The organism is Corynebacterium kroppenstedtii DSM 44385, assembly GCF_000023145.1.
GTDB lineage: Bacteria > Actinomycetota > Actinomycetes > Mycobacteriales > Mycobacteriaceae > Corynebacterium > Corynebacterium kroppenstedtii.
Window position 1 is genome coordinate 2,328,290 of sequence record NC_012704.1, and the last position, 19,449, is coordinate 2,347,738.

Annotated in this window: 21 protein-coding genes and 1 tRNA gene; 11 read left to right on the plus strand and 11 right to left on the minus strand. The window is 59.5% G+C overall.

What is annotated here, in order from left to right; translation table 11 throughout:
• The first annotated feature begins 156 nt into the window (after nucleotides 1–156).
• Complete coding sequence (locus tag CKROP_RS09825; RefSeq protein ID WP_012732594.1) at nucleotides 157–681, plus strand: phage holin family protein; 525 nt, start codon at nucleotides 157–159, stop codon at nucleotides 679–681.
• 129 nt (nucleotides 682–810) lie between these two features.
• Nucleotides 811–1,755: an alpha/beta fold hydrolase gene (locus CKROP_RS09830; protein ID WP_012732595.1), complete on the plus strand. Its 945-nt coding sequence runs from the start codon at nucleotides 811–813 to the stop codon at nucleotides 1,753–1,755.
• Nucleotide 1,756: 1 nt separating this feature from the next.
• Here CKROP_RS09830 and CKROP_RS09835 read toward each other — a convergent pair whose 3' ends face one another.
• From CKROP_RS09835 to nth, 4 genes are all read right to left on the minus strand, one after another.
• Nucleotides 1,757–2,959 carry a MarP family serine protease gene (locus tag CKROP_RS09835; protein ID WP_012732596.1) on the minus strand — a complete coding sequence of 401 codons (1,203 nt, stop codon included), beginning with the start codon at nucleotides 2,957–2,959 and terminating at the stop codon, nucleotides 1,757–1,759.
• Between the two features lie 10 nt (nucleotides 2,960–2,969).
• Nucleotides 2,970–3,779 (minus strand): NUDIX hydrolase, encoded by an 810-nt coding sequence (locus CKROP_RS09840; RefSeq protein WP_052292427.1) that lies wholly within the window; start codon nucleotides 3,777–3,779, stop codon nucleotides 2,970–2,972.
• Between the two features lie 98 nt (nucleotides 3,780–3,877).
• Nucleotides 3,878–4,621, minus strand: coding sequence for a TlpA family protein disulfide reductase (locus CKROP_RS10950; protein WP_012732598.1), 744 nt, complete (start codon nucleotides 4,619–4,621; stop codon nucleotides 3,878–3,880).
• Nucleotides 4,621–5,358 (minus strand): endonuclease III, encoded by a 738-nt coding sequence (gene nth / locus CKROP_RS09850; protein WP_041628938.1) that lies wholly within the window; start codon nucleotides 5,356–5,358, stop codon nucleotides 4,621–4,623. Before nth ends, CKROP_RS10950 begins: the two co-directional genes overlap by 1 nt.
• Before the next feature lie 50 nt (nucleotides 5,359–5,408).
• Between nth and CKROP_RS11840 the strand changes: the two genes are divergently transcribed.
• Together CKROP_RS11840 and glxR are read left to right on the plus strand one after the other, a co-directional pair.
• Entirely contained in the window at nucleotides 5,409–5,540 is a 132-nt protein-coding gene (locus CKROP_RS11840; protein ID WP_260623998.1) for a hypothetical protein, read from the plus strand.
• A 429-nt stretch (nucleotides 5,541–5,969) separates the two neighbouring features.
• Nucleotides 5,970–6,653, plus strand: coding sequence for a CRP-like cAMP-activated global transcriptional regulator GlxR (glxR, locus tag CKROP_RS09855; protein WP_012732600.1), 684 nt, complete (start codon nucleotides 5,970–5,972; stop codon nucleotides 6,651–6,653).
• A gap of 342 nt (nucleotides 6,654–6,995) precedes the next feature.
• On the opposite strand, the gene CKROP_RS09860 is transcribed toward glxR, so the two are convergent.
• The 4 genes from CKROP_RS09860 to CKROP_RS09870 form a co-directional block, all read right to left on the minus strand.
• Nucleotides 6,996–7,835, minus strand: coding sequence for an MBL fold metallo-hydrolase (locus tag CKROP_RS09860; protein ID WP_012732601.1), 840 nt, complete (start codon nucleotides 7,833–7,835; stop codon nucleotides 6,996–6,998).
• A 175-nt stretch (nucleotides 7,836–8,010) separates the two neighbouring features.
• A complete protein-coding gene (locus CKROP_RS09865; RefSeq protein ID WP_012732602.1) occupies nucleotides 8,011–8,493 on the minus strand; it encodes a RidA family protein in 483 nt (160 codons plus the stop codon).
• Nucleotides 8,494–8,497: 4 nt separating this feature from the next.
• Nucleotides 8,498–8,656 (minus strand): Sp36 family protein, encoded by a 159-nt coding sequence (gene sp36 / locus CKROP_RS11380; protein WP_012732603.1) that lies wholly within the window; start codon nucleotides 8,654–8,656, stop codon nucleotides 8,498–8,500.
• Nucleotides 8,657–8,755: 99 nt separating this feature from the next.
• Complete coding sequence (locus tag CKROP_RS09870; protein WP_012732604.1) at nucleotides 8,756–9,127, minus strand: WhiB family transcriptional regulator; 372 nt, start codon at nucleotides 9,125–9,127, stop codon at nucleotides 8,756–8,758.
• Between the two features lie 279 nt (nucleotides 9,128–9,406).
• Between CKROP_RS09870 and CKROP_RS09875 the strand changes: the two genes are divergently transcribed.
• Nucleotides 9,407–11,725, plus strand: coding sequence for a transglycosylase domain-containing protein (locus CKROP_RS09875; RefSeq protein WP_012732605.1), 2,319 nt, complete (start codon nucleotides 9,407–9,409; stop codon nucleotides 11,723–11,725).
• A gap of 57 nt (nucleotides 11,726–11,782) precedes the next feature.
• Here the strand turns inward: CKROP_RS09875 and CKROP_RS09880 are convergent, their stop codons facing one another.
• Nucleotides 11,783–12,244, minus strand: coding sequence for a GatB/YqeY domain-containing protein (locus CKROP_RS09880; protein WP_041628939.1), 462 nt, complete (start codon nucleotides 12,242–12,244; stop codon nucleotides 11,783–11,785).
• 76 nt (nucleotides 12,245–12,320) lie between these two features.
• On the opposite strand from CKROP_RS09880, the gene CKROP_RS09885 reads away from it, so the two are divergent.
• Complete coding sequence (locus CKROP_RS09885) at nucleotides 12,321–13,325, plus strand: metallophosphoesterase (protein WP_237698423.1); 1,005 nt, start codon at nucleotides 12,321–12,323, stop codon at nucleotides 13,323–13,325.
• Between the two features lie 65 nt (nucleotides 13,326–13,390).
• Nucleotides 13,391–13,464 (plus strand) — tRNA-Pro (locus CKROP_RS09890).
• Nucleotides 13,465–13,569: 105 nt separating this feature from the next.
• Here CKROP_RS09890 and CKROP_RS09895 read toward each other — a convergent pair.
• Nucleotides 13,570–13,917, minus strand: coding sequence for an antibiotic biosynthesis monooxygenase family protein (locus CKROP_RS09895; RefSeq protein WP_012732608.1), 348 nt, complete (start codon nucleotides 13,915–13,917; stop codon nucleotides 13,570–13,572).
• Between the two features lie 154 nt (nucleotides 13,918–14,071).
• Here CKROP_RS09895 and CKROP_RS11530 point away from each other — a divergent pair, with 154 nt between their 5' ends.
• The 4 genes from CKROP_RS11530 (at nucleotide 14,072) to clcA (ending at nucleotide 18,196) form a co-directional block, all read left to right on the plus strand.
• The gene (locus tag CKROP_RS11530; protein WP_169302973.1) at nucleotides 14,072–14,236 is read left to right on the plus strand and encodes a hypothetical protein; all 165 of its coding nucleotides are present in this window, start codon (nucleotides 14,072–14,074) and stop codon (nucleotides 14,234–14,236) included.
• 438 nt (nucleotides 14,237–14,674) lie between these two features.
• Nucleotides 14,675–15,508 (plus strand): DUF4442 domain-containing protein, encoded by an 834-nt coding sequence (locus tag CKROP_RS09900; RefSeq protein WP_012732611.1) that lies wholly within the window; start codon nucleotides 14,675–14,677, stop codon nucleotides 15,506–15,508.
• 122 nt (nucleotides 15,509–15,630) lie between these two features.
• Nucleotides 15,631–16,740 carry an aldo/keto reductase gene (locus CKROP_RS09905; RefSeq protein ID WP_012732612.1) on the plus strand — a complete coding sequence of 370 codons (1,110 nt, stop codon included), beginning with the start codon at nucleotides 15,631–15,633 and terminating at the stop codon, nucleotides 16,738–16,740.
• Entirely contained in the window at nucleotides 16,733–18,196 is a 1,464-nt protein-coding gene (gene clcA, locus CKROP_RS09910) for a H(+)/Cl(-) exchange transporter ClcA (protein WP_237698424.1), read from the plus strand. Before CKROP_RS09905 ends, clcA begins: the two co-directional genes overlap by 8 nt.
• 56 nt (nucleotides 18,197–18,252) lie before the next feature.
• Here clcA and CKROP_RS09915 read toward each other — a convergent pair whose 3' ends face one another.
• On the minus strand, nucleotides 18,253–19,248 hold the full coding sequence (locus CKROP_RS09915) for a cation diffusion facilitator family transporter (protein ID WP_012732614.1): 996 nt from the start codon (nucleotides 19,246–19,248) through the stop codon (nucleotides 18,253–18,255).
• Between the last annotated feature and the right edge of the window lie 201 nt (nucleotides 19,249–19,449).

Genomic DNA, 19,449 nt, shown 5'->3' on the forward strand with positions numbered 1-19,449 from the left:
TTAGAGCTATTAAATCTCTTAACAAGCCCAACAATGTACAAACTTTTCTGTCCAGGATTTCTTAATACGGCCTCAATCGCTATTTTCCCTAGCGCATGGCACAATTAGGTGAGAAAGTTTTGATTTCCCCATGTTTTAATGCGCAGGAGGATGCCCGTGAGCTCCACGAACAAAAATGGCTTGTACACCGATAGCTCAAACTCGGTTTTCCCCGAGGTAGGTAGCATCCCTCTCCGCGATGCGGATACTCACGCAGCAGGTCAAGGCAGCATTAATCGCCTGGTCAAGGACGCGTCCGGCCAGATCACTACCCTCGTTCGCACCGAGATTGAGCTCGCCAAAGCGGAGCTCACCCAGTCGGTGAAGAAGGGCGCCATTGGTGGAGCGATGTTCGCCGTGGCCGGCATTATCGCTTTCTTCAGCGCGTTCTTCCTCTTCTTCACCCTGGCAGAAGTGCTTGACATCTGGCTCTACCGCTGGGCAGCATTCGCCATCGTCTTCGCCGGAATGCTCCTACTCGCAGGCATTTTCGCGCTCATCGGGCTCAAGCAGGTCAAGCAGGTGAAGAAGCCAGAAGCGACCATCGATTCCTTCGGCAAAATCCCCGAGGTCGTCCCTAGCGGTTCATCCAAGACCGCGAGCTCGAAGAACGTCGAAACTGCTGAAGGTCTCTACAGCTAAACGCTAGAAACACTCAGCACCGACGTGGGTTCAGCCACGTCGACACCACACCACCGACGATGCCCCGCTGCATCGTCGGTTTTTTGGTTCCGTCTACCGTCGAACCTCATGATTTGGTAAACCTGGTGTGTGCCTCAACGCCCGACGAACCCCTCCGCCATTGAACTCGATGGCCCGTGGACCCATCACCTGTACCACAGCCGGGGAGTTCGCATTCACTGCGCGGACAGCGGGAGCCCCGACGCCCCCTTAGTGCTGCTGGTTCACGGTTTCGCCGGCGGATGGTTCGACTGGCAATCCGTCCTCCCCTTGCTCGCGGAGGATCACCACGCCGTCGCCATAGATCTCCGCGGCTACGGCCTCTCCGACAAACCCCCTCACGGCTACGACCTGGGCACAACGGCGCTAGACATCGCCGGACTCGTGCTCGCGCTGGGGCATACGTCGGCAACTGTGGTGGCCCACGGAGAGAGCGTGCCCGCAGCAGTGATCGCTGGCCTGACCGAGCCGCAGCGCATTAAGCGCGTCGTGGCCCTCAATCCCTCGCATCCGCGCCAAAACGTCGACGTCGTTACCCGCCACCCGATCCGGCACCGCGACCGGATCAAGGTCGGCATGGCCACTCGTTTCCCGCGGCTGGGTGAACGCTGGCTGAAAGCCGATCACAGCTTGTTCCTTGAGCAGATCGTCGCCCATCTAGCTGGCTCCGCGTTCCGGTACTCCGACAGTTTCGACGAATATCTTGCGATTCGACGCTTCGCCATGGGCGTTGAGCGCGTCGCCTATTACGCGTGCCTGCGCCACCGAAAGGCCGCGGTGGCGACAATGCCCCGCGGAACAGCGCAAACCGTGCTGGCCGATTGGTCCGGCTGGAATGAACTTGAGTGCTCGACACCCCCGGCTGTGCGCGTCCTCCACGGTGCCGAGGACCCTTTGATCACGGCGTCGAAGACGGCTCGCGAGACTATTGCCGACGCCGACCACGTCACCGTCGTTCCCAGCGCGGGGCATTATGTCCACATGGAGGCGCCCCACGCGGTACGCGATGCTGTGGCGGCCGTGGAGGAAGCGTAGCCTACTTAGCCACGCACGACTTCGTGTCCACCGCGGACCGCAAGTTCTGGACGTTCTCCACCGATCCCAGCGATTCCATGATCTCGTGGTTGGTCAGCGCGTATCCGGTGTCTTGGTCGTCCACCCCGGCACCGAAGATAAGCCCGAGGACTTCACCGTCGCCATCGACAACGGGCCCACCGGAGTTACCCTCGCGGACCAATCCGCGCAGCGTATAGGCCTCGCGCTGGACGCGGTCGGTAGAATAAATATTCGGCCCGTCAATGGTCAAGCGGTCACGGACGCGCGCGTTTTCCACATCGAACGGCCCGCCCAAGGGGTACCCGAGCACTGCCGCATCGGACCCCGTCGTCGCGGGCACATCATCCAACTCCAGCGGGCTTAAGCCCAGGTCCACGGCGTGCAGCACCGCGATGTCCTTGTCGGGGTTGAAATACGTGACAGTGGCAACATCCTCACCGTTAACTGTCCGCAGCTTGACCTCATTGGATCCGGCAACGACGTGGGCGTTGGTCACCACAGTGTCGGGGGCGATCACAAAACCGCTGCCTTCCAGCATCTTTCGGCACTGCTGTGCCGTCGATAAGACCTGAACAACCGAGGGCCGAATCTCGTTCAAACGCTGAGTGGACAAAACGGAATCCGCCGGCGCGGGAACATCCTTATTCGGCAGTTCACCGAACGGATCGGTCAGCGTCGGCATGCCGTTCTGGTTGAGGAACATGCCAACCCGGCTGCCCCAGTTGTTCACCTGCTGCGGGGCCAGGGAGTCCACCGCCCCCAACACCTTCGAGTTGCGGAGGGCTTTGGAGAAGTCGCCCGTGGACACTGAGACCACGGGCACGGCGATCATCCACACGACGACGATCGCAGTAAAGACTTGAACAACAGCACCAACGGCTGCATCGGCCTTATACACCGCACGGGTGCGGATCATGTTGCGCAGGGCGATGCCGATGGAGGACCCTATGGCGTACCCAATGATGACGGCGAGAACCGCGATGCCTAGGGCGAAGAGGAATCGGGTGTTGTTGTCGTCGGTCTGGGCCATCGCGTACGGGGCAGCCCACATGCCGACCATGCCGCCGATGAGAACGCCTATGACGGCGGCGATGGAGGATACGCCGCCTTGTCTCCATCCGGAATGCATAGCCGATAGTGCGATGAGCACAATGACGATGTCCACAATGGTGGATCCGCTCATTCAGTGTCTCTCAGTTCTTGTGGTTGGGGTTATCAGGTTGGTGGAGGGTGTTTCTCCGCCACCGAGTCACCGGTTCATTGTTCGCCGACCGAGCAAGCGTCTCTGCAAGATCGTACACAGGTGAAGCGTTCCATGGTTTCTCCCAACCCGCTTCGCGGAGAAGCCCATCCACTAACCCGCCGGTAAAACCCCAAAGTAGAAGGTCTCCTATCCAGAAGGCGGGTCCGGTCCACCCTTGCCTGCCGACGGTTATTCGTGTCGACGGGTCCGCCAGGTGTTCCAGAGGTATGGCGACGACGTCGGCCACTTCGGCGGGGCTGGCGGGGTAGACGTGGGTGGGGTTGTTCCAGTACGCCAACACCGGCGAGACGACGTTTCCCGTGCGGGGGATGAGGATCGGGTGAAGGACCGCCAGCGGCGACATCGTGTCGGGGCGGACAGCTGTCTCCTCCTGCGCTTCTCGTACGGCGGTGTCGATGGGCGTGGCGTCCTCGGGGTCTTTCCGCCCACCAGGGAACGCCATTTGGCCCGAGTGCGACCGCAACGTGGGCGCGCGGTGGGTCAGGAGCAGCCGGGCGTCCTCGGGGTAGGGCGTGCCGGGTGTGGGCTCGTATGCGGGGTCGCCGGCCAGGAGCATAAGCACTGCGGACGGGCGGGTTGCGTCGTTAAGCTGTGGCCTCCGCCGGGATAAGTCAGAGAGTTGACGACGAATACCACCATCGCGGGCGCGCTGCGTGATCGCGCGAAGCCACGGCGGAACCGCGTCGGGCAGCGACGGCTGAGTGGGCTCTGAGAACGACATGGGGAACCCTGTTTTCACGTGTGACCTCCTACACTTCGCAACGCCTCTGATCAGGATACGGCCTGGCGGTCGCGCTCGGTGGGAGTTTCCGGGCTATCCGATCGGCCGCGAGCCCGCTAGCTGAGCGCTGCGGTGACCGCCGACTCTAATTCGCTGGTGCTGGTAAATGTTTGTGGGTACACCTTGGCCACTTCCCCATTCGGTGTGAGAACCGCCGTGATAGGGATAACCGACGGCAACTTCAACGCCCGGGCAACGTCGCCACCCGAGTCCTGGAAGCTGGCCAAGTGGTCCACGTGTAAGTCGGAGAGCACGCCGACGCCAGCGTCACCATTTTTATCGGCGTGCACGCCGACGACGTTCCACTCCGGATGGGACTGGGCCACTTTGTCAACGATCGGAAGTTCCTTCTTACACGGCTGACACCAGAAGGCCCACAGGTTGATGACGGTGGGCTTGCCCGCAAGGTTGCGGCTTAATGGTTGGGCACCGGCCTCGCTTGCGGAGTTACCCAAGCAGGGCAGTGTCACCGACCCCAGAGGCGAATTGGCGTCGTCCGAGCCCTCCGAACTCCCCGAGTCTTCCGAGTTCCCCGAGCCTTCCGCGCTGGTCGCCGCGGTGTCGGAGCCCTCAGTGGGGCATGCCGGTCGGCCGGTGGTGGGGTTGGAGGCGGGGGAATCTGCCCCTTCCGAACTATCGTTGCTACCAGAGCCCTGACCAGCGGGATTATCCGATATCGCCGCACCCGAATGTGCATCATTGTGGCTGGATGTCGAGCGCAGCATGAGAGGAACCGCGCAGATCACCAAACCCGTGAGCACAGCGATGATCAGGATGGTCCAGCGTTGTTGTCGTCCCATCAGTGGCCCCCTAGCGCGAGATCGAGGATACGGTCACGCTCTGGGCCTTTGACCAGCTTCTCAGCCTCGTCGGGATTCGTCGGCCCCCACACACCAAAACCGCGGCAGTCCTTCGCCAAGAAGCACGCACCGCACGCGGCCTTCCGAGAGTGGCACACACGTCGGCCATGAATAATGACTTCGTGGGAGAACGGTGTCCACCGTTTCTTCTCAATTAACTGGGCGACGTCCTGCTCGACTTTTTTCGGGTCCTTCGCGTCCGTCAATCCGAACCGACGCATCAGGCGGCCCATATGAGTGTCCACCGTGATCCCCGGCTTTCCGAACGCATTCCCCAGGACAGTGTTCGCCGTCTTGCGCCCCACCCCCGGCAGCGAAACCAAGTCCGCCATCGTGTCCGGGACGGCACCGTCGAAACGAGCGACGAGTTCATGTCCCAGCGAAACCAAATTCCGCGCTTTGTTGTGGTAAAACCCCGTCGAGCGGATGTATTCTTCGACTTCCTCGACGCTGGCGTTGTCCAGATCCTCCGGGCCGGGGAACCGCTGAAACAACGCCGGCGTCACCGTATTCACCCGACGATCCGTGCACTGAGCAGACAAAATCGTGGCGACGACCATCTGATATGGATTATCAAAGTTGAGTTCCGCTTTAGCGTCCGGATACGCGCGGTGCAGCGCGCGGGAGATCCTCCGCGCACGACGGACCTTGGCAAGCGGAGTCTCGGTAGTGGCCATGCCAACACCATAGCGGGCGCCCCGGACATAACGTCGGTATGGTAGACCACATGGCCGGTTTATTTGCCCTCCTCGCACCATTCATTCTTATGGGATTCGCCATTGGCATGGAACGCTACGAACTCTTCGCGAAGAACGCCGGGAGGAAGAAGGCGTCGAGTCCCGGCGTCGAGGCGCACTAGGTACTAGAGAAGCACCCGCCCCGGCAGCCCGAGCCCGCGTCACGTCGTCAAGCGGAGAGTTCTTACCGCAATTCGCTGGTTCCGTCGACAAAAAATAGTGTGTTCTTCGCCACTATGGAAGCTACGATAACGTAGGATACGTTATCAACGGGAGTTTACTTCTGAAAACGTGACCAACCGCACAAGCAGCGGTTTTGTCAATTCATCCCTGAAATTGGGCATTTTTTACGAACTTTCCGCCTTTTTATTGATTATTCCTCTCTATAAAACTCCCGCGTGAGGCTATTCCTAAATCGGACAAAGCTCTCACTTTTGGCGTGCCACGTAGTAATGTGAGGTGCGATACAGCGACGGGTGCGGTATTTAGTATCTAACACAGACGGCCGCGCACCGTGGCACTCGACCCTACTGCGAGAAGTGGAGACTACGTTGAGCGACGTCACCGAGATCCTCTCCCGTGCCGGCATTTTCCAAGGCGTTGACCCAGTTGCCGTCCGGAACCTCATCCATGATCTTGAGACGGTGCGATTCCCGCGAGGCACCACCATTTTCGACGAGGGTGAGCCCGGCGACCGCCTCTATATCATTACCGAGGGCAAAGTGAAGCTGGCCCGCCACGCAGCCGATGGTCGTGAAAACCTTCTGACCATCATGGGCCCCTCGGACATGTTCGGCGAGCTGTCCATCTTCGACCCGAACCCGCGCACATCGTCGGCTATCTGTGTCACTGAAGTGTCCGCCGCCACGATGAACTCGGAGAAACTCCACCAGTGGATTAATGACCACCCGGCCATCTCTGAGCAGCTGCTTCGGGTGCTCGCGCGTCGCCTGCGTCGTACCAATAATTCTCTGGCGGACCTTATTTTTACTGACGTTCCCGGGCGCGTCGCGAAGGCGCTCCTCCAGTTAGCCAACCGCTTCGGCGTCCAGGACAACGGGAACTGGCGTGTTCACCACGACCTCACTCAAGAGGAAATCGCGCAGCTTGTTGGTGCATCGCGCGAGACTGTCAACAAAGCGCTCGCCGAATTTGCTCACCGTGGCTGGATCCGGCTCGAGGGCAAGACCGTCGTTATTTGCGACAGTGAACGCCTGGCACGTCGCGCGCGGTAATTAGGAAGCCACACCGACGCACGGACGTTCGGCGGGTGATAGCCACGACGTCGGCGACGAAGCCGGTAGACGGAAAACTGCGGGGAAGCTACACCTGGAGCTCGCGTGGAACCCGAAAAGTGTGGGGGAATATGCGCCCAAAAATAAAAGTGCGGGGGCATATGGCCAATTTTCGGCCATTTTTCGCCCATATTCCCCCGCAGTTTTCCGGCATGCGGACACACTTTTGTCATAAAACCCACAAACGCGCAGAACTTAAACAAACGCAAAGCAGCCCGAGACTCCCCGGGCTGCTTATTTCTATTGAGCGTGGCTTTTCTCGAGCGCTACCGCACCCGAGCGCTACTCCTCTTCAGCGCTTAAGTACCGCAGCGCCACCCGCGTCGACTGCTCAGCAGCCCCACGCAACACCGGGTCCACGTCTGTGTAAATCTCATCGACCAACTGATCCACCGAAGCATCATCCCCCAGCTTCTTGCGGGCCTCACGGATCTGGTCCAGGCGGTGGTGGCGTCGATCAAGATATTTCTTGGCAAACGGCTCCAAATCCGGGTGATCCGGCCCATGCGCCGGCAACAAAGGAACACCAGCGCCCCGCTTCTTCAGCATCTCCAACGTCGTCAAGTATTGACCCAAATCACCATCGGTTTCGGAGATCATGGTCGTGTGCTTGCCGGCGATGGTATCGCCCGTCAAAATCGCCTCAGGCTTCGTATCGCCCGAACCATCGTCGGCCCGAGCAGCGTCGGCACTCGGGTAAAGGAAGAAACACACCGAGTCCGCAGTGTGGCCAGGAGTGGCGACGACCTTCACGGCCGGAGTGACGCCCTCGACGGTGATCACTTCCCCGTCCTCAAGCGGATCCCCCATCTTGCAGAAACGCTTATCGACAGAGCGGACGGGCGCCCCCGTAATCTGCGATAAGCGGTTAGCCCCATCAGCATGATCTGGATGCCGGTGAGTCAAAAGAATCATCGCGATTTCCGACGCATGATGGTTAAGAACATTCAGGTGGCCTTCATCCTGAGGGCCCGGATCCACAACGATCGACCGCGGATCACCATCAGCTCTAATGACCCAACTATTGGTGCCCTCTAGCGAGCCATAGCTGGGATTGGGACATAAAACAACGCCCGCGTTGGGGGTAACGGGACGCAACTGGCTATACGCAGGATGCTCCATGCATGTCAGTGTACGTCCTCGCGCGGTCTGTCAAAATCTCATCGGGTTAGAGACGACCGAAAAAATGCCGAAACGGGGGCAATTCCGGGCATGACTTAGCACACGTTCGGCAGACCCCCGGGGTACGACGGGCTTTTGTCCCGGAATTACCCGCCTGTGCTACTCGGCGCTTGTGTTAGGCCGCGTCTGTGTTACGTCGCGCGATGACCTCAACCTCGACGGGCGCATCCAGGGGCAAGTCCGAAACCCCCACCGCCGAGCGCGCGTGGGCCGTACCGAAAACGTCGCCGAAAAGATCCGACGCACCATTGATTACCCCGGGTTGGCCACCGAATCCGGGTGCCGACGCCACAAACCCCGTGACTTTCACAATCGACACTGAGTCAATGTCAACGAGGGAATTAATCGCGGCCAATGCGTTGAGTGCTGCCTGGCGGGCGTAGCTGGTCGCGTCCTCCGCGGAGACGCCTGCGCCAACTTTGCCCGTCGCCGGGAGTTCGCCGTTCTTGAAGGGGAGTTGACCCGATACGTAAATCATGTCCCCTGAGATCACGGCCGGTGCGTAGGAGGCGACCGGTGCTGCCACCTCCGGGAGCTCGATCCCGAGGTCAGCGAGATTCTTCCGGGGGCTCGGAGTGGACTGTCCGCTGGTCGTCATAAAACTAGTCTTCCTTCGGGCGCTTCATGTAGGCAATGTGCTGCTCGCCTGTGGGGCCGGGCATGACTGCCACAAGCTCCCAACCGTCGGCCCCCCATGTGTCCAAAATCTGCTTCGTCGCGTGCGTCAACAGCGGAACTGTTGAATATTCCCAGGTTGTCATGAACCTAGCCTAACAAGAACAGCTACACCCGGCTCATTCAGCTGCGCTGGGCTTAATCACCATCGCCGGCTCAATCACCCGTGCAGATGGGGTGGCCTGTTATGACCGGCCGGCATACCCCGCATAAAAGTCCGCCCAGCTTTCCACTTCGGGGTGCTCCCGCAACAATGCCCGACGCTGCCGCTCGGTCATGCCACCCCACACGCCGAACTCCACGCGGTTATCCAAGGCGTCGGCACGGCACTGCAAAACGACGGGGCAATGTCTGCAAATCGCTGCGGCTTGTCGCTGCTTCGACCCCTTGACAAACAACTCCTCAGGATCAATGTCACGGCACTTGGCGTGAGTGATCCACTGGCCACGCTCCGTGAACGACGACGGATCCGTAAGCGAATCCACCTTCTGCTGGATTCGTCCGTCCTTGGTTGTGGCCAACGATGTATCAGCCGGTCGGGTCAGCGATGCAGTCATTGTGCACTCCTCTCCGTGGTCACGTTTGCATGGTCGCGAAGCCGTGAGCGTCACCCTGGTATTCCGAGATACCGTGTTTTCGTGGATATTCACCCTGCTTAGCTGACTGTAAGTCTATTCACACGCCAAACAAACTGTCGACTACATCACATTTCGGGGGTAGTCGCACTAACTACTTAACGGAAGAGTAGGTTTTTATCCATCTGTGTTTTCCCAGAGCAGGTGCCCATAATCGGTGAGACTCACTTCACAAGGCCAATCACTGGGTAGGGTGTAAGCGTGAACCGACGATCTGATGCTCCGGCACCTAGCCTGATCCTTTGCGGCGCCATACTCCTCGCCACCGTGCTGGTGGCGCTCAGCGCGCTGCCCGTCGCCCTGGCAGCCGGAGCCACGATCAACCGTGGCCACAACGCCATGGACTCCAATTACCACGACATCGCCAGCGCCAAGTTTCCGCAGGTCTCCTCCATGACCGACCGGGACGGCAACCCCCTGGCCACGTTCTACACACAGCGCAGAGAAGAAGTTGCGTCGGATCAGATCTCGGAACCGATGAAGAAAGCGATCGTCGCCATCGAGGACCGACGGTTCTACGAGCACCACGGCGTTGACCTGCGCGGAACTGCCCGAGCGGTCGTCGCCAACATCACACACGGGGGCGTCGCCCAGGGCGCGTCCACCCTGGACCAGCAGTACGTCAAGAACTACCTCATGCTGGTCAAGGCCAAGACCGACGACGAACGAGCTGCTGCCAACGAGGACACCGTCGCGCGCAAGCTTCGCGAGATGAAACTCGCGTCCGACCTGGATAAAAACCTCTCCAAGGACGAGATTCTGACCAGGTATTTGAACCTCGTGGAGTTCGGCAACGGGGCTTACGGCGTGCAGACCGCGGCGCAGACGTATTTCCACGTCGACGCCAAAGACCTCACGGTGCCGCAGGCCGCGCTGCTGGCCGGGATGGTTCAATCCACGTCGGCCTATAACCCGTTCACCCACCCCGACGCCGCGCTGCAGCGCCGCAACACGGTCATTAACGCCATGACCAGCACGGGGGCGCTTCCCACTGCCGACGCCGACGCCGCGAAGAACTCGCCGTTGGGTGTCGTCGATAAGCCCGAAGCCCCCACCAACGGATGTATCGGGGCCGACGACGCCGGGTTCTTCTGCGATTACGCGCTGCACTACCTGGACTCGCACGGGATCTCGAAGGACGACTTCATTTCGGGCGGCTACACGCTGACCACCACGCTCGATCCGAACGCGTTGAATTCCGTCAATGCCTCGCTTGAACAATATGCCCCTGCCACAACCCCCGGGGTTGCCGGAGCGATGAACCTCATCAAACCCGACGGCCACGAAGTGCTCGCCATGGGTGCTTCACGGCACTATGGGCTCGACGCCAGCAATTCACAATCCGTCTTGCCATTAGCATCGCACCCCGTCGGCAATGGGGCTGGCTCCATTTTCAAAGTGTTCGCTGCAGCCGCGGGGCTGGAAAAGGGGATGGGGATCGACACGGTGATGGACGTGCCGTCGCGAATCGAGGTATCCGACATGGGCCACGGTGGCGCGCCGGGGTGCCCCGCCGACAAATACTGCGTGGAAAACGTCGGCGCGTACCCGTCGAAAATGGCGCTCAAGCAGGCGCTTGCCGAGTCGCCGAACACGCCATTTATCGACCTCGAAAAGCGACTTGGTGTGGGCACCGTTGTTGATACCGCCGTCAAAATGGGGCTACGCAGCTTGGCTGACAAACCCAGTTCCGACAACGGTGATAACGGCGACAACAAGGACGAGAAATCCCAAGCCGACACGATTAAAGAGACCAACCAAGGCTCGTTCGTGCTCGGCCCGGTCGCCGTCGATCCCCTCGAACTGAGCAATGTGGCGGCAACCATCGCCAACGGCGGAACGTGGTGCGAGCCCAACCCCGTCCTGAAGGTGACCGATCACGACGGCAAAGATGTCCCCGTCACGCCGCCGAAGTGCGAACAAGCCATCCCCACCGACGTTGCAAACGCACTGGCCAACGGCCTATCTGACGACGTCAGCACCGGCACGGCCCGCGAAGCCGCCGAGCTGACCGGGTGGGATGGCACCCTGGCCTCAAAGACCGGTACCACGGAAACCAACCAATCCGCCGCATTCATGGGGCTCACCAGCGGACTTGCCGGAGCCGTATACATCTTCAACGACGGCAGCACCAGCTCACCGCTCTGCACCGGCCCCCTGCGCCAATGCCCCGATGGCAACCTCTTCGGTGGTAAGGAACCCGCTGATATCTACCTCAGCGCGGCCAAACCTCTTATCGACGCCTACGGCGGGCACACACTTCCGCCCATGAACCCCTCCTACCAGGCAGGAACCAACCCCGAGGCGATCGGATACTCACGCGCGGTGCTCCCCCAACCCACTAATTCCGGTTCGACGGGAGGCACCGGCGGAGGTGCCACCGGTGGTGGTGACAGTACCGGCGGCGGGGGCGGAGTACCCGCTCCAGCGCCCGCACCCGCACTGCCCGACATCCCCGGCATGATTAACGACTTCCTGCACACCTATGTCCCACCCCAGCTGCAGGGATTCCTCCCGTAGCGACGGAGCCGGCACGTGGAGAAGTGGCCGGCGCGTGGAGCCACCGGCCGTAGCGAGCTACCCCTGAAGCCGCGCGCGAACAGCCGTCGATAAGCGTTTACCGTCGGCAGTGCCCTTGGCCTCTGCGGTGGCAGCCTTCATTATCTGACCCATCGCCTTCATGGAAACCTCGCCGCCGTCGACTTCATGTTGCTTGATTACCCGGTCTACCAGCGCATTCAGTTCCTCATCCGAGAGCTGCTTCGGCTGGTAGCGCTCCAGAACAGAAATCTCAGCGCGCTCAGAGTCCGCGAGTTCATCGCGACCCGCCTTCGCATACACATCAGCGGATTCGTGCCGCTTCTTAATTTCACGAGCAATCACGCGGAGAATGTCCTGGTCCGACGCCTCATGCGCCTTCCCCGACGTTTCTTCCTCCTGGATCGCGGCCAACAACATACGCAATGTGCTGGTCGTTTCCTTGTCGCGGTTCTTCATCGACTGCTTGAGATCCTCGCGGATCATTGCTTTCATACCCATGCCCTTGAGGATAGCGCCCCTCCGGACACTGACCAGCCGAATCGGAAAAGCGTCCCGCCACCTTTACCATGGGCGTGTGAGTATTTTTCCCCGGTCCATTGGCAAGAAAATTGCGGCCACCGCGGGTGCTGCAGGTGCTGCAGGGGCCGCTGCTGCGCTGCTCGGCGCTAGCCGGTTCCGCCTCGCCGTCACAACCATCCCCATGCTGGAGAAAGGCACTTTTCGGGGGCGTCGTAACGAATTCCGCATTCTGCACATCTCGGACCTCCACATGCTGCCCCACCAGCAGCTCAAGCAGCTGTGGGTCAGTGAGCTCGCCGAGCTGGAGCCGGACCTGGTTGTCAATACCGGGGATAACCTGGGCGATCCTAAAGCCGTGCCTGCCGTCGTTCAGACACTTTCCCCTCTCTTGACGACGCCGGGCCTGTTCTGTTTTGGCACCAACGATTATTGGGCACCGACGGCTCCCAACCCGCTGCGCTACCTCACGGGCAAAAAGCAGAAGCACAGTGACCAGGGCATGCCGTGGAAGAATCTGCGTGCGGTGTTCAAGGAGCACGGGTGGGAAGATTGCACACACCAGCGGCATGATTTCGCCGTCGACGGGTTCCGACTGGCGGTTGCTGGGGTCGACGATCCGCACGGGGATTTGGATGACTACTCGCTGATCGCTGGGGAGCCGAATAAGGACGCAGACCTGTCCATCGGGTTGACGCATTCGCCCGAGCCGCGGGTGCTGGATGCCTTCGCCAAGGATGGGTATCAGCTGATCCTGGCTGGCCACACGCATGGTGGGCAGTTGTGCCTGCCGGGTGGGAAGCCCATCGTGACGAACTCTGGGATCGACCGCGAGCATGCCTCCGGCGTTTCCGAGTGGAAGGACTCCATTCTCAACGTTTCGCCCGGCCTGGGAACGTCCAAGTTTGCACCGGTGCGAACATTCTGCCCACCGACCGCACAGCTGCTGTGCATCGTCGAAAAGGGTGGCGGTGGAGCCGACGACCTCCCCGAGCCCACTGTCGACGAGATCGAAGTGGGAGACGGCTTCATCGAGCGAGAAATTGTGGTTAAGGGACTGTAGGCAGCGCGCCTGCGTAGTGATTTGGCAGTACGAAAGAGCGTGCGCTAGCCTTAGTCGAGTTGCATCGGGGTATGGCGCAGCTTGGTAGCGCGCTTCGTTCGGGACGAAGAGGCCGTGGGTTCAAATCCCGCTACCCCGACAAATAAATGACCTCCGCCACTTTCATTAAGAAAGCAGCGGAGGTTTTGCTGTATGCGGTGGGGGTTCTGGCCGGGCTTGCCGCGTGCGAGGGTTACCGCGTCAACTATTCAGCAGCGTCCTTAGTCAGCATGACGTCATAGTTCCGGACAACCGAGTTCATCGAACCGTGCGGTGGCCTCTTCGCCTCTTCTTCCTTGCTGGATTCGCGCTCACGCCAGCCGTGGTCTTCACGGAACTTGCGGGAATTGCGCCATCCCAGGAAAGCTTCCTGATCGCGCCACCGAGTGATCACGATCCAGCGGTCGTCGGCAGGTTCCGTCGGCTTGCACAGCTCGAAGCCTTCGAATCCATCGAACGTGTCCAAGGACTGCATGTTCTGGGAAAAGCGGGAAACAACTTCGTCCGCGCGATCTGACGTAATGGTCAGCTGGTTGGTAACTACGATGCTCATGAACTCATATTAAGCATTGGCTGGCTCATAAATAAAGCGACAGAGCGTCGCAAGCCAATATATCCAGCCTAACTTACCCCTTAAATAACAGGTGAGACTGTCGCAAAAACGAAACGGGTAGAGAAAGCGCTGGTCAGAGGGGTAAAACTCGCGTGTGCTTAGCCCATCAATAAACCACGACGCCCCCACGTCCGTCGTCGGCGACGAGGTAGAGATAGGCCACCGAGCACAACAAGGTCACATGCCAGAAAAAGACATCCCAGCAACGGAAGAAGAACCGAAGCTACGAATAAAACTCCATCAGTACGTCGATGGGTGACGTTTTGCACCTACGGTTTAGCTAGTCAGATTTCTTTTTCCATAGGTAATACCCTTGAACACACACCACGAATACAAGCGAGAAAACCGCAATAATTTCTCCCATCGTTTCGTGCCCTGTTCTCATCGAGATGATGATAGCTAGGAAAAGCAGGCCCGTGACGTATCCAATTTTGTTCATTGCAACCCTAGAGAACGATAGGAAATAGGAAGATGAAAACGATTGTAAACGTTAAATAACTCCGTTTACGTTAACTAGATGTGAATAATCAGAAAGCCACATAAACAGCGAGCAATATAACTATCACGAGAGCACGAGCAAATAAGCGAATTGCGACCGGAGGCCTTCGTCGGGAATTCTCGACGCCCGTCTACACGCCAATCCACGTTTTCTCCACAAACCTCCCCGCCGTCGCCAAGTTTGAGTAATTTAGATCACATGAATACTCGCACTGCAGCCCTCCTCGTCAAACGTGTCCTCCGCTCACCGCGCCTCTTCGCCGCCGCCATGAGCGCGTATCCACCTCTTTTTGCTGCAGGAGTGAGGATCCGGGACATCCCCGACGATTGGTCGTCGGCACACCTCGTACTCAAGGTCAACCGGCTCAACAGCAATGCGCACGGGGCAGCATTCGGCGGATCGCTGTTCTCCATGACCGACGCCATGTTCGGCATGCTCGTGATGCAGCGCCTCGGGCGGGAGAATGAAGCCTGGACACGCACCGGCACGTTCCAATACATTAACCCCGGCCGCAATAACGCCCACGCCACCATCCAGGTCACGGACGCCATGGTCGAGCAAATCAAACACGAAATCACCTCCGACGGCTTCTGCAACATCCCGTACACCACGGTTATTACTAACGACGACGGCTCTACCGTCGGTATTGGCCAGCAAGAACTCCACTGCCGGCTGCGCAAGAGTAAAGAAGCACAACGCTCACACCGCGAGCAGGAACGTGGAGGTTCGTCCCCTCGTGTGGTCAACCGGCGCATTGAGCCTCACGAAGCCCGCGGAATCACACTTCTTTCATTAGCGACGGCGGTCGCGTGGCGTGCTTTCGGCCCGGCGTCCTCCTCCGCCAAGGATCACGACGCCGACGCATCACACAACGCCGGCACGTTAACCACTCTCCTCAGCGCTGCCCGACGAATCCCCGACCCGGAAGACCGCGCGCGGTTCGTCGTCAAGAAAGTACTAGAGGAAAACGCACTCACGCCCCAGGACATACAAGAGATGGGAATTCCATCACGCCTCATTCCCAAGGAATAGAACCGCGACCACTGGTGTATCCGGGCCCGACCACCGCGACCACTATGGCCACCGCAAACCTATGCGTGGCCACGCCCCAACACCGTTAACCGCTCTGCACCTGCGTCGTTACACTGGAAACTATGAGTAGCGCACATTATCCGAACGTGTACCGAGCTGCAGATGACCGCTACGAACCCGAGGCGCACTCCCCCATGCCCTACAACCGCTGCGGGGATAGCGGCCTGAAACTTCCCGCGATCACACTGGGATTGTGGCACAACTTTGGTGGGGATCGCCCGCTGGAAACGCAACGCGCAATCCTCCGCCGTGCGTTCGATCGTGGCGTCACCCACTTCGACCTGGCCAACAACTACGGGCCACCACCCGGATCCGCGGAATCCAACTTCGGCCGCATTTTCGCCCAGGATTTCCGCCCATACCGCGAAGAAATGGTGATTAGCTCCAAGGCCGGCTGGTATATGAATAGCAGCCCATACGGCTTTGGCGGCAGCAGAAAGTACCTGGTAGGAAGCCTGGATGCGTCGTTGAAGCGGATGGGTTTGGACTATGTCGACATCTTCTACCACCACCGCCCAGACCCCGACACGCCTCTGGAAGAGACAATGAGCGCGCTCGACCACATCGCACGATCAGGGCGCGCGCTCTACGTAGGCATCAGCTCATACTCGCCCGAACTCACGCGGCAAGCACAGAGCATCGCCCGCGACCTGGGAACACCGCTCACCATCATGCAGCCCAGCTATTCCATGTTTAACCGGTGGATCGAAGGCCCCGACGGCCCCACCGACCCATCCGTATCCCCCGCCGCGAAGACATCGCTGCTGAAAACATGCGCAGAGAACGGCATGGGAGTTATCGCGTTCTCTGTCCTTGCCCAAGGCCTGCTGACCAGCAAATACCTCAACGGTATCCCGGAAAACTCATGCCTGGGCAACCACAAGATGAACTCCACATTCCTCAACGACGACACCCTCGAGGGCATCCGTGCCCTCAACGCCATCGCCGAAGAACGTGGCCAATCGCTGGCACAAATGGCGATCGCCTGGGCACTTCGACGGCCAGAGGTGACATCGGCACTGATCGGGGCAAGCTCGGTCGAGCAACTCGACGACAGCCTCGGCGCGCTAGACAACCTGTCATTTACCGACGAGGAGCTGCGCACGATTGACCGCTACGCAGTGGACCGCAATATCAACCAGTGGCAAGTAGCGACGGACTCCCGTGACTAACTCCGAGCACGACACGAACGGCCGCAATGAGAGCGGCCACCCCCTCACCCGGCGCGAACGCATCATCAGGTGGGCGACCGGGTACCACAGTCTCGAATGGTGGAACGAAGCTAAAGAACGACCCTCTATGTCGATGGTTCCGCTAACCATCACGGCTGTGATGGTGGGATTGGGCACGGGGATCATTGCTTCCCTCTTCCGCGTATGCCTCGAACACGCGGAAGCGTGGAGGACCACAGTGTTCGAGTGGTCACAAGATCATGGGGTTATCGGCGTGATCGTTGCCATTGTTGCACCGGCAGTATTGGCCATGGTGGGAGCAGCGATGGTTCGCCACCTGGAACCGGTGGCGGAGGGATCCGGTATTCCCCGCGTTGAAGCCATCGTGAAGGGCAACGCTAATCCCACCCACATGCGCCTGTTGCCCATCAAGTTCATCGGGGGGCTGATGTCCATCGGAGGAGGCCTGGCACTCGGGCGCGAAGGCCCATCAGTGCACCTTGGTGCGTCGGTGGCTACGATCCTGGGCCGGACCTATCGCAACAACCGTGCCGACCTGCGCTTACTGATCGCCGCCGGAGCGGCCTCCGGACTCACCACGGCGTTTTCCGCACCCCTGGCCGGTGCCGTGTTTGTGCTTGAAGAATTGGTCAAGCGCTTCGAGGCGAGAATGACGGTAGCGGTTCTCTCGGCCTCCGGGGCGGCGTATTCCATGGCACATATTATCGTCGGGGATGACCACGTGTTCCCGCTACCCGAGCCAGCCCCGCCGACGCTGGATAACGGACCTTTTTTCCTGATCGTGGGACTAGTCGCTGGATTCGCTGGGCTGCTGTATAACCGCACACTCATGCGGACTCTGGCAGTGGTCGATGCATCAACATTCCCTGTGGAACTTCGCGCGGGCATGATCGGAGCGGCCATCGGTATCGTCGGTTATCTCGGCCCCAATCTGGTGGGTGGCGGAGATTCATTGACAATGGATGCTCTGATGGGGCGAGGCACTGTCATGGTCCTCCTCGGTCTCCTGGTTTTGCGTTTCATCATGGCGATCGGTTCTTATGTCGCACTCACACCGGGCGGTTTGTTTGCCCCCATGCTTGTGTTGGGCGCTGAGCTCGGGCTGATCGTTGGACTCGTGTGCCACGCACTGTTCCCGCAGGTTGCGCCGGATCCGTCGGCCATGGCGATTGTCGGCATGGCGGCATTATTTGCCGCGAGTGTGGGGGCGCCGGTGACCGGGCTTGTTCTGACTACCGAGATGACAGGTGCCGTTGTGCTCCTTCCGCCACTTTTAGGAGCGTGCGCAGTTGCGATGTTCATCGCCGTGATCTTTAAATGCCGTCCTATTTACGACGCTTTGGGTCTGCGGTCGGCACGGAACGTCGCAAAGAATGCCGCAGCCATTGAGAAACGGACGAATCAAGCAATGCAGGCAGAACGACGTCGGCCATAGTGCTTGAGCTGTACATAGCGGAACAGCCGACGCACCCCAATGGCCCGACGCACTACTTAAGCCGCGCCGTGATGTAAGCGCTCGTGCCCACTGTGATCCTTCGCTTCCAACTGGAATGTCGTGTGTTTAATGGCCACCGGAAAATGCTGAGCCGTGCAATCTTCCAGGGTATGAAGGATCCGATGATGCTCGGCCACGGAAAGACCACTATCCACTGCCACATGGGCAGTGAGAGCTACCACACCCGTGCTGATCGTGTTGATGTGGAGGTCATGGCAATCCTTAACGCCATTGACGCCGCAAATATGTTCGCGAACATCATCGAGGTCGATTTCGTCGGGGGTGGCCTCCATCAGAATTCGGATCGCTGTGCGGAGGAGCGTGAATGCGCGCGGAACCATCAGCGCAACGATAAACAGGGACGCGATCGAGTCAGCGCGCACCCACCCCGTCGCTAAACCGATAATCGCGGCAAGAATGACAGCCAGCGAGCCCAAAGCGTCGTTAACCACCTCAAGAAATGCGGCGCGCATATTGAGCGAGCTCTCGCGCCCACCTGCCAGAATGATAATCGACGCAGCGTTAGCCACCAGGCCAATAGCTCCGATGATAAGCATGGGCACGGGTTCGACATCGGGTTGGTTAATGAGGTGAGATATTCCCTCCACCGCGACAATTCCGCAGATAATAATCAGCATGCCTGCTTGCAGTGCGGCTGCAAGTACCTCCGCTCGCGACCATCCCCACGTGAAACGGTTATTGCGTGGCCGCTGCGACAGATGCACGGCGATCAGGGCGATAACCAGGCCCGACGAATCAACCAACATATGGCCAGCGTCGGCTGCGAGGGCCAGCGAACCGGAGATCCACGCACCGATGAGCTCTGCGATCAGGATTGTTGCCGTGACCGCGAGGGCAGCAATTAATCGACCTCGTGATGAAGCTCCATGATCGTGAGAGTGGCCGTGGCTATGTCCGTACCCATCTCCGTGCCCGTGATCGTGATGGTGTGCCTCCCCGTGGTCGTGTCCGAGGGACATGTTGTGAGCCATGATCGTCTCCAAAGAAGTATTCGGGCACCAGAAGGAGTTTTCAAGCAATAGTGAGCGTCATGACATGACAGCCGTCATCGGCCATAGTGCTCGCCACCGTCACGCTCTCCGCCACGGGTGTTTCGCCACGCAACTTTGTTTTCAATAGTGCCGTCGTCGTTTTCAATAATTCTGACCCTAACACCCGTCCACCCGATACGA

Coding starts and splice junctions, on each gene's coding strand:
- CKROP_RS09835 (WP_012732596.1), bottom strand. CDS start 2,959: ATGAGCGGATCCACCATTGTGGACATCGTCATTGTGCTCATCGCACTA.
- CKROP_RS10950 (WP_012732598.1), bottom strand. CDS start 4,621: ATGGGACGACAACAACGCTGGACCATCCTGATCATCGCTGTGCTCACG.
- nth (WP_041628938.1), bottom strand. CDS start 5,358: ATGGCCACTACCGAGACTCCGCTTGCCAAGGTCCGTCGTGCGCGGAGG.
- CKROP_RS11840 (WP_260623998.1), top strand. CDS start 5,409: ATGGCCGGTTTATTTGCCCTCCTCGCACCATTCATTCTTATGGGATTC.
- CKROP_RS09860 (WP_012732601.1), bottom strand. CDS start 7,835: ATGGAGCATCCTGCGTATAGCCAGTTGCGTCCCGTTACCCCCAACGCG.
- CKROP_RS09865 (WP_012732602.1), bottom strand. CDS start 8,493: ATGACGACCAGCGGACAGTCCACTCCGAGCCCCCGGAAGAATCTCGCT.
- sp36 (WP_012732603.1), bottom strand. CDS start 8,656: ATGACAACCTGGGAATATTCAACAGTTCCGCTGTTGACGCACGCGACG.
- CKROP_RS09870 (WP_012732604.1), bottom strand. CDS start 9,127: ATGACTGCATCGCTGACCCGACCGGCTGATACATCGTTGGCCACAACC.
- CKROP_RS09880 (WP_041628939.1), bottom strand. CDS start 12,244: ATGGGTATGAAAGCAATGATCCGCGAGGATCTCAAGCAGTCGATGAAG.
- CKROP_RS09895 (WP_012732608.1), bottom strand. CDS start 13,917: ATGAGCATCGTAGTTACCAACCAGCTGACCATTACGTCAGATCGCGCG.
- CKROP_RS09900 (WP_012732611.1), top strand. CDS start 14,675: ATGAATACTCGCACTGCAGCCCTCCTCGTCAAACGTGTCCTCCGCTCA.
- CKROP_RS09905 (WP_012732612.1), top strand. CDS start 15,631: ATGAGTAGCGCACATTATCCGAACGTGTACCGAGCTGCAGATGACCGC.
- CKROP_RS09915 (WP_012732614.1), bottom strand. CDS start 19,248: ATGGCTCACAACATGTCCCTCGGACACGACCACGGGGAGGCACACCAT.